The sequence below is a fragment of the bacterium genome (assembly GCA_035419245.1).
Classification (GTDB): Bacteria; Zhuqueibacterota; Zhuqueibacteria; order Residuimicrobiales; family Residuimicrobiaceae; genus JAKPUX01.
Window position 1 is genome coordinate 1434 of record DAOLSP010000008.1, and the last position, 8957, is coordinate 10390.

An 8957-nucleotide genomic window follows, 5' to 3' on the forward strand; every position below is an offset into this window, starting at 1 on the left:
AGCGGCGACTTCACTACTGTCTGAATCATCTCCAGGGCGAATACTGGATTGCGACAATTTAAATTATAGTTTGGTGAATTTTTTTCAATTGTCACAGTGTCTGAATCATCTCCAGGGCGAATACTGGATTGCGACACTACCGCCGCGCATATTATAGCGGCGACTTCACTACTGTCTGAATCATCTCCAGGGCGAATACTGGATTGCGACCATATACCGCGAATGCCGAAACGCCAATTTGCGATATTGTCTGAATCATCTCCAGGGCGAATACTGGATTGCGACATAGTCGTCAGAGTGTATGAACAGCACCGTATCGGCGTGTCTGAATCATCTCCAGGGCGAATACTGGATTGCGACTCAGTTCAGTTGACATTCTCGGCCTCCATCGTCAAGTCTGAATCATCTCCAGGGCGAATACTGGATTGCGACCTAGCTCTTCGATCAACTCCTTTTCGACGGCCAGCACTCGTCTGAATCATCTCCAGGGCGAATACTGGATTGCGACCCCATATGCACCGCGTCGCGCTCGTGCTCGTTGTTCGATGCTGTCTGAATCATCTCCAGGGCGAATACTGGATTACGACCATCGCCTGTTTTCGCCTGAGCGATAGCGTCCTTTATAGCACGTCTAAATCATCTCCAGGGCGAATACTGGATTGCGACTTGACATGCAAAGCCCGCGCGACGTCGATAGGACGGTCTGAATCATCTCCAGGGCGAATACTGGATTGCGACTTCATCGGGCTCATATGCTGACTGGAGCCGGTCTATCAAATGTCTGAATCATCTCCAGGGCGAATACTGGATTGCGACTTACCCAGGTTAAAATAGCGCAAGCTGCTCCGGCCCTTCGGGTCTGAATCATCTCCAGGGCGAATACTGGATTGCGACAATTTTTTGCTGGGTTTCGGCGTTGGGTTTCTCGGCTGTCTGAATCATCTCCAGGGCGAATACTGGATTGCGACAAACTGGTAGTATATTTTCCATTATCTCTCCCTCCTGAAATGTCTGAATCATCTCCAGGGCGAATACTGGATTGCGACTCCAATTTCCACCCCTCTGGAGTACGGATTTCGTTAACCATTGTGTCTGAATCATCTCCAGGGCGAATACTGGATTGCGACACTTCAGCTTGCGGTCCAGCTCCGCGCGAATCATGAACGTCTGAATCATCTCCAGGGCGAATACTGGATTGCGACTTATTCGGCATACCGGAGATGTCCTCGGCCGAGAGGACATTGTCTGAATCATCTCCAGGGCGAATACTGGATTGCGACCACGAATTTTCTTTTGCAACCATAACGCCGGAAAAACTTGTCTGAATCATCTCCAGGGCGAACACCGGATTTCGACATTGTCGGCGTCTTTGCTCGTGACTATGAAAGCTGTAGTTTTACTTTTTAGATTTTAATGATTGTTGTGGACACACCGAAAAGTTCGTATATTATCCGAGCTATACGAATAAGCAACATTCTTCGATTCGAGAAAGAAGGTTGATTCTGTTCCAGCCGGGGCAGCATTGCGCGCATCCAGAATCGTATAGGCCCCGCCAAGGGCATAAATCCCGCTATTAATCTGTAGACATTGGTGCGGTGGAAACAGCATTGCTCAAATGATAAAACGGATTGCCCGGCTGATAAGAAAAGATTGAACTAAAAGCATAAAGTATTATGCAGCGGCTCTGTTCTTGCACAATTTTCGTCCCAGGGCCATCGCATCTTTTCCCAGCTCTTTTATCTCCACTCCATACAGCGGAGCCGATGACTGCAGCTTAACCCGAGGAGCCCCCATGAACCATTCCGCCATCCGCCTCGAACTCGAGGCCTCCCTGAGCCGCGAACTCTACGACGCTTTCGACGGCGCCATTATCGAGACCATCCTGCGTGAAGGCAAGGTGACTCAGGACCACGACGAGCTGAAATCCCTGCTCGAAGGCCACAGCTTCAAGATCACCGCCGCCCTCGCGCCGGACCTCCATCGCATCTGCGAGGAGGTCCGCGAGAAACTCGAGTTCACCGAGGAGGTCGAGTTCTTCGTCTCCAACGCACCGACCATCAACTGCTTTGCCTATCCCCGGCTCGAGGAGAGCCAAAGCCACAAGGTGATCATCAACTCGGCCCTGCTCGAACGCTTCGAGGACGATGAGCTGCGCTTCGTCATCGGCCACGAGATCGGCCACCTCATCAGCAAAAACGCCCAACTGCAAAAGATCCTCCAGTTCGTCTTTCCCGAGTTCGAACGTGCCCCCATCGTCTTCCAGAACAAGATCCAGCTCTGGGACAAGCTCGCCGAGCTGACCGCCGACCGCTATGGCTTCATCGCCGCCCCGAAACTCAACCAGTGCATCAACACCTTCATCAAACTCTCCTCCGGACTCAGCACCAGCCGCATTTCTTTCGATGCCATGGCCTACCTGGCGGAGATGGAGAAGGTCCTCGACTATTTCAAGTCCAATCCCTATGCCGTAGCATCGACCCATCCCATCAATCCGGTGCGCATTAAATGCCTGCAACTCTTCTCCGGGTCGGAGCTTTATAAAAGCCTGCCCGAGGGCAAGGAAGACAAAAAGCTGGCCGAGGCCATCCAGGAGCTGACCCGGATCCTCATGGTCACCGGCAGCTCGGAGCTCGACAAGCACCGCTCCTATTTCGTCGCCGCGGCCGGGATCATCGTCGCCGGTGCCGACAAGAACCTCAACCTGCAGGAGGTGGAGCAGATCATCACCGTGCTCGCCCGGTTTTCGATCTTTCCCAAGGAGTTTTTCGACCACATCCTCGCCCGGGGGGATGTCGGCAAGATCTTTGAGACCTCGGTCAAGGCGATTCTTTCGGAGAATCCGGCCGAGCGCTACGGCATGCTCGAGTACCTGATCGGCCTGGTCCTCTCCGATAACGAGATCATCAAGGCCGAGATCGACATGCTCTTCGATATCGGAGAGCATGTCTTCGGCCTCAGCCGCAAGGAGTTGGCTCAGATCATCGGCTCGGTGGTGCAAAAGAGTTTTATACCCAGGATTTTTAAGCTGCCGGAGGGGGAGGAGAGCGCGGTCTCGGCTTGAGACGCCTGCCCGGCGTGGACCTGAACACAGGGATGACAGATGGAACTGCAAGGAACTGATCTAATCAACCTTTTACTCGCCCTCCTCGCGGGGGGGCTGATCGGCGCGGAACGGGAGTTCCGCGACAAGGCGGCCGGTTTCCGCACTTTGATTCTGATCTGCGCCGGAGCGGCCCTCTTCACCATGCTCTCCAAAGGGTTCGGGAGCAGCGGTGATCCTGCGCGCATCGCCGCCGGGGTGGTTTCAGGTATCGGCTTTCTCGGCGCCGGGGTGATCCTGCGCGACCGCGGTCACATCGTCGGCCTGACCACCGCGGCGATCATCTGGATGACCGCCGCGGTCGGCATGGCCATCGGCGGCGGCCAGCTGCTGCTCGCCTTCGCCGCCCTGGCGCTAATCCTGACCGTGCTCTGGATTTTCCCCTTTTTCGAGCGCCGCATCGATCTGGTGCGCGAGACCCGCAATTACGAGATCATCCTGCCGCTCAAGCCGGAGAAGGTGGAGGATTTGGCGGCGGAATTTCATAAGGCCGGCTTGACCACTATCAGCCGGAAGATCGTCAAGGGCAGGGAGCATTTGCTCGTGCTGATCGAGGCTTATGGCGCCGAAAAAAGTTTTATCAAGCTCACCAGCCGGCTGATCGCGGATCAGGATGTGCACGAGTTCAAGTGCTGATTTGTTTCCCCAGAACAGACATCGTCAAGGAGTAACCACCGCGGCGCAGGTCGCGGATTCAGGAAGACGCCGTCGCCCGCCCGGTCTGTCCGGCACGTTTACAGGAAAGAATTCCGACGCTGATCCCTGATCCCGGACCACCTCCAGGTCATCAGCAAACCCCTAATTCAACCGCTTTTTAAGCGCAATCAACGCTTTGGCGTTGTGCACGTCCTGCTCATCCCGGAAAAGGAGAGTCAATCCGGTCAGCTTGCCGGATTTCAGCCCCTGCTGGTACTGCGCTTTGAACTCGTCGGCAATCCCGGACGCCATTACCTCCGGCTCCAGCCTGGCGTTGAAATAAAACGTGGTGCGAAAACTCCCCTCGACGATCGACAGCCAAAAGATCGTCTTTTTCTTCGTGGTCGCCTTCATCAGCCAGCTCTTGCCGTCGTTATAATAGCGCCATTCCGGTGTGATGTCGGGATGCTCCGTTTGGAGGTGATCAAAGAGGGAGACCCACAGCGGTTTGCTCTTGCCGATGTGGGAAAAGATGATCTTCTCGGAGGGATACTGCTCCGGATCGGATAGAAGCCTTGGTTCCATGGCTATTCTCCCAAGTACGAATTCATCGCTTTCTGCACAAAAGCCGGCGGGCCATTCAATGGACGCTGCCGGATGAGAACGGACCGGGTTTACAGCGTCTTGCGAACCCGGCGCTTGCTCCGGGCCGGATCGCTGGCCAGGATAAAGCCCGCCTTTTCGAAGAGGGAATCGGTGCCCGTCCAGGCAAAGGCGGAGATATAGGTGCCGTCGCGGTTGGGTTTGGCGGGATAGCCCTCAACGATGCGGGCGCCGCGTTTTTTCATCGCCTCCAGGGCTGCCGCGAGCAGGGCGTGGGCGATGCCGCGGTTGCGGTATGGCCGCGGCACATAGAAACAGGGGATCGACCAGACCGCCTCCGCATCCTCGCATTGGTAGGACCGGGTGCGGTCCAGAAGGGGGAAGGAACGCCGCGGCCCAAAAGTGCACCAGCCGGCGGGAATGCCCTCCGCAAAGGCGAGGATGCCAAGGACGGTGCCCGCTGCAATGCCGCGGCGGAGCCGTTCTTTGGCCGCACCTCCCTTGATCTCCTCCCAATTTTCGCCCCTTTCGAGGCGCCAGGCCTGGCACCAGCAGCCCCCGCAGGCGCCGCGTTCGCCGAACAACGCCTCAATCTGCGGCCAGTGTGCTGCAGTGACCTCTTCTGTGGTGATCATGAGCAGCCTCCGGCTGTAATCTGTACGTTCTTCTGCCATCGATCCGCCTCAGTAGCCGCTCCCCGGCGGCGGCTGCATGTGCTCCACCCCCACCTCCTCGATCACATCGCGATAGGTGCGCAGGCGGATCTTTTTCTCACGCAGTACCTTGGCCGTCCTGGGTGCGCAGAGGGCGCGCAGCTCACCCTGGCGATAGCGGCTCATCTCCTTCAGACCGAATGTATTCAGGTCGATGAGGGCGCCCATCTCGGCGGTCTCCAGACCGATATGAAAGACCCCCAGATAACGGCCGCCCGGCTCGAGCCGTTTGAGGATCGCCGTCAGACTGTCGCTCTTGCTCTCCGGCCGGACGCTGTAGATGCTCGGGGCATCCACCTCGCCGAAATAGCGCGAGATGCCCAGCTTGTATTCCCTGGCGAGTTTTTCGACGATGGCACGCCATTCGGGCGTCGAGACCGCTGCCCCCATATGATAGTCGACGTAATCGATGCGCAGCCCGGAGTGGAGGCCGCGCTCGATCTGGGCGCGCAGCTCGCGCTCCACCTCCTCGAGTTTGGGCTGATGCGCCATCAGCCGGTCGCGCGAGGGGAAGAAAAAACCACAGCTGTCGACGAGGCTCGGCACCGCAGCGCTGCCGAGCACCGGTCCCCAGCGGTAGTTCTTCCATTCGGCATTGAGGGTGAGGTGGACGCCGACGGCGATCTCCGGATGGGCCTTGAGGATGTCGACGCCCTCCTGATACCAGGGGCAGACGAACATGACCGAAGCAGAGAAGGGAATTTTACGGGCGATGAACTGCTGCACCGCGGTGTTGACGGTGTGGCACATGCCGATGTCGTCACAGCGGATCATCAGCTCGACCCGGGATTCAACTGCCGACTGGCCATGCAAAGCCGCTGCGGCCAGCAGGAGAATCAGAAGTGACGAGGCGATTTTCATGAGAGGGTCCCTGGCGTTTGGTTAATAAGTTCAGGATCGAGGAGGGCATGCGTGCAGCCATTTCTTGGTGCGGCTGGCCCGGCCCTAGCGGTCGCGGACGTTGTTCCCAAGTGGCAGCATGGATCAGTTGAGTTCTTTTTCAAAGGTAAGGGATATAGTTCTTAATGTCAAATGGTTTTGCGGATAGCGTCCAGCTTTTACTCCCTCCCCTAATTTCATGCGGGTGCCCACAGAACCAGCTCGCTTCATGGTTGAAGGAGGAGTAACAGATTATTGGGAACCGCCTCTCGGGGATATGGAGCGGGCCCCAAAATAATCCTCTCCACGCATGAATGAAGTGTGATCGGTTGGCAGGGAAGGCGAGGCAAAATCGTCTTGCTCCCGTCCGCCAGATAAGCTCGTTTGCAGGCAAGGCGCGGACTCGCAAATTTTGATCTACTGCGGCCATGATTACTGGCTGTTTGATCTGTACCCATCTGATTGCGGCAGAATGTTGTTAACCCGGAATTATCAGCCGCCGCATGACACCAACTATTGTCCGGGGAATCATATCCAGGGTATCTACCATTTTACCTTTTAATAAAACAAAAGAGCTTTCGTTGAAACGAAAGCTCTTTTGTGTGCTGATGCCGGCTCAATGCCGATACCGGCTCAATGAGGCAATGGAAATAGTATCTTACCTCCAAAGTCTGGTGATGAATACGTCATTTGATCAAAATCATTTTTTTGACTGAGGTAAAGCTCTGGAATGAACTGTTCTCGGGAATCGCACTCAATTTGTAAAAGTAGATCCCGCTGACAGTGCTGGAATTCCATCTTACCTGATATGAGCCAGCCTGTTGAGCTTTATTTACGAGGCTCTCAATCAGTTGCCCATTCGAGTTATAGATCTCCAGTCTGACCTGACTGTTGAAAGGGAGCGCATACGCAATGGTCGTTTCGGGATTAAAGGGATTGGGATAATTCTGCATGAGTGTGCATGTTTCCGGGAGTGAGGAAATTTTGTTGGTCACATTTGTCAAGCCGAAGGATTGCATGGCGCTGAGTCCATTAATCTCAAATATAGCGCTTGAAGTGACCAGACCATTCAGCGATCCAAGTGGGTCGTAGATTGGCTTGATATTTAGTACTTCTCCAGTGGATTGTTTCCAAATCTTCCATCTCAAGGAATCACCAGCAAGAAAACCGTCCTTTGCAGGGGTGGTTGGATCATCGGCAGCCGCTGCAACGGCAATATTGTTGATCCCGTCCCAATATTCATAGCCGGCGCAGGTCTGCACTCCGGTGGAATCATAAAATACTCCAACCGCATCTCCCGGCTCAAGCTTCACAGTAGAAGCCACGGTCTGATACACCGACAACGGGATGATGATGGTGTGCGATGAACCGGTTATTGTGTTGCGCCATGGGCAGATAAAATTGGCCATAATACCTGCTGTACCATTTTCCGGCTGAGATAGCACTTTTTCTGCACGTGTTGCAGTAGCACTATTAGCCGGATAGGAAAAAGTCCTTGCCTGAGACAGCTTGATTTGATATGCTTGCCCCGGCTTTAGCGTATTGATCTGATTGATATTTACCGAAGGCAAGTATGTTTTGCCATCCTGGTCCTTGACGATGATGATGACATCCTTGATTGACGCAAATGCAGAGGCTACAGGCATCTCACCGGAACGAAGATAAGGCAGGATGCTCCATCCTGATGCAAGCGAAATGGGCGTGTCTTCGGGTTTTAACATCCGCCCCTTTATAGTGAATGTGCCAGCTTTGTTAAATTTGGCTTGATACCCCTGCGTTGGGATCCAATTGCCGATCTGATTGATGCTCTGAGAAGGAATATATGATTTTTGCATTCCATTTTTCAGTAGAACGAGATCTATCCTGCATGGTGCAAAGATGGAATCAAGATTGGCTGACCTGGGCTCCACATATGCAGAGAGGAGATTCCAGCCACTCCGGTACGGGATTTGCTGGATACTCATTGAATTACCCATCAATCCTGATAAGGCAGACAATCCGTTGGCAGTAAATGTATCCAGTGAGTATACCATTCCTCCCAATGCTCCGACAGATAGATATTGTGCATTGGCATCAAAGGTCCGGGAATCCGACTTGCGCCAGATTTTCCACTGAAATTTCTCACCTTCAGAGAAGCCATCTTTCACTGGTGTTGTGGCATCATTGCCAGCCGCTGAGATTGCAATATTGCCCTGACCTGTCCACACATCAAATCCTGCGCACGCAGCTGTCCCGCTTGAATCATAGAACACCCCGATAATATCGCCATTGCCCAATGACAGGCCATCAATGGTGGGGTTTGCATCCAGAGGAATGATAACCGAATGGCTTATGCCTGTATTGGGACGATACCAGGGGCTGACCTCAGCATTAACGGTTGAAAAGCTGAATGGTGTTGACCACGTGCTCACCCCGGCACTGTTGGTGGCGTTGACGCGCCAGTAGTAGGTGGTGTTGTAAGAGAGATTGATAGAATAAGAGGCGCCGGAGATGCCGCTCTGATTGACAACCAGATTCGAGAAGCTGAGGTTTGTGGAGATCTGCAAGGCGTACGTTGCAGCCCGAGGTGATGCATTCCAACTCACCATTGACGTGATATTAATGCCGCTGGCCCCGTTGGCAGGCGAGCTCAAGACAGGGGGATCGGGAATTTGCAAGGGCTCGGCCATAGTGGTAAAACTTCTGGAAGACCAGCTGCTGGTGCCGCTGCTGTTGGTGGCGTTGACGCGCCAGTAATAGGTGGTGCTGTAAGACAGACTGACAGAATAAGAGGTGCTGGAGATGCTACTCTGGTTGACGACCAGATTCGAGAAGCTGGAGTTTGTGGAGATCTGCAAGGCGTACGTTGCAGCCAGGGGTGACGTATTCCAACTCACCATTGATGTGATATTGATGCCGCTGGCCCCGTTGGCAGGCGAGCTCAAGACAGGAGGATCGGGGATTTGCAAGGGCTCGGCCATAGTGGTAAAACTTCTGGAAGACCAGCTGCTGGTGCCGCTGCTGTTGGTGGCGTTGACGCGCCAGTA

General features: G+C 54.3%; 7 protein-coding genes and 1 CRISPR repeat array. Of the genes, 3 read left to right on the top strand and 4 right to left on the bottom strand.

The genetic code is table 11. The features are described 5' to 3' along the window. Window positions 1-18 precede the first annotated feature (18 nt). Window positions 19-1356: direct repeats of the CRISPR family, unit length 37 nt; unit sequence GTCTGAATCATCTCCAGGGCGAATACTGGATTGCGAC. Between the two features lie 436 nt (window positions 1357-1792). Next, window positions 1793-3061 (top strand): M48 family metallopeptidase, encoded by a 1269-nt coding sequence (locus tag PLH32_10975; protein ID HQJ65123.1) that lies wholly within the window; start codon window positions 1793-1795, stop codon window positions 3059-3061. A gap of 39 nt (window positions 3062-3100) precedes the next feature. Next, on the top strand, window positions 3101-3736 hold the full coding sequence (locus tag PLH32_10980; GenBank protein ID HQJ65124.1) for an MgtC/SapB family protein: 636 nt from the start codon (window positions 3101-3103) through the stop codon (window positions 3734-3736). Between the two features lie 162 nt (window positions 3737-3898). On the opposite strand, the gene PLH32_10985 is transcribed toward PLH32_10980, so the two are convergent. The 4 genes from PLH32_10985 to PLH32_11000 form a co-directional block, all read right to left on the bottom strand. Further along, a complete protein-coding gene (locus tag PLH32_10985) occupies window positions 3899-4321 on the bottom strand; it encodes a DUF3788 family protein (GenBank protein ID HQJ65125.1) in 423 nt (140 codons plus the stop codon). Window positions 4322-4410: 89 nt separating this feature from the next. Next, window positions 4411-4974: a GNAT family N-acetyltransferase gene (locus tag PLH32_10990; GenBank protein HQJ65126.1), complete on the bottom strand. Its 564-nt coding sequence runs from the start codon at window positions 4972-4974 to the stop codon at window positions 4411-4413. A 48-nt stretch (window positions 4975-5022) separates the two neighbouring features. Continuing rightward, window positions 5023-5913, bottom strand: coding sequence for a ChbG/HpnK family deacetylase (locus PLH32_10995; GenBank protein ID HQJ65127.1), 891 nt, complete (start codon window positions 5911-5913; stop codon window positions 5023-5025). Between the two features lie 704 nt (window positions 5914-6617). Continuing rightward, window positions 6618-8600, bottom strand: a complete 1983-nt coding sequence (locus PLH32_11000) for a T9SS type A sorting domain-containing protein (protein HQJ65128.1) — start codon at window positions 8598-8600, stop codon at window positions 6618-6620. 124 nt (window positions 8601-8724) lie between these two features. Between PLH32_11000 and PLH32_11005 the strand changes: the two genes are divergently transcribed. Beyond that, a partial coding sequence (locus tag PLH32_11005; GenBank protein ID HQJ65129.1) for a hypothetical protein occupies window positions 8725-8957 on the top strand: 233 nt, incomplete at its 3' end.

Excerpts from the sequence above, each read along its gene's own strand:
- PLH32_10975 (HQJ65123.1), top strand. The coding sequence starts at position 1,793 with ATGAACCATTCCGCCATCCGCCTCGAACTCGAGGCCTCCCTGAGCCGC.
- PLH32_10980 (HQJ65124.1), top strand. The coding sequence starts at position 3,101 with ATGGAACTGCAAGGAACTGATCTAATCAACCTTTTACTCGCCCTCCTC.
- PLH32_10985 (HQJ65125.1), bottom strand. The coding sequence starts at position 4,321 with ATGGAACCAAGGCTTCTATCCGATCCGGAGCAGTATCCCTCCGAGAAG.
- PLH32_10990 (HQJ65126.1), bottom strand. The coding sequence starts at position 4,974 with ATGATCACCACAGAAGAGGTCACTGCAGCACACTGGCCGCAGATTGAG.
- PLH32_10995 (HQJ65127.1), bottom strand. The coding sequence starts at position 5,913 with ATGAAAATCGCCTCGTCACTTCTGATTCTCCTGCTGGCCGCAGCGGCT.
- PLH32_11000 (HQJ65128.1), bottom strand. The coding sequence starts at position 8,600 with ATGGCCGAGCCCTTGCAAATTCCCGATCCCCCTGTCTTGAGCTCGCCT.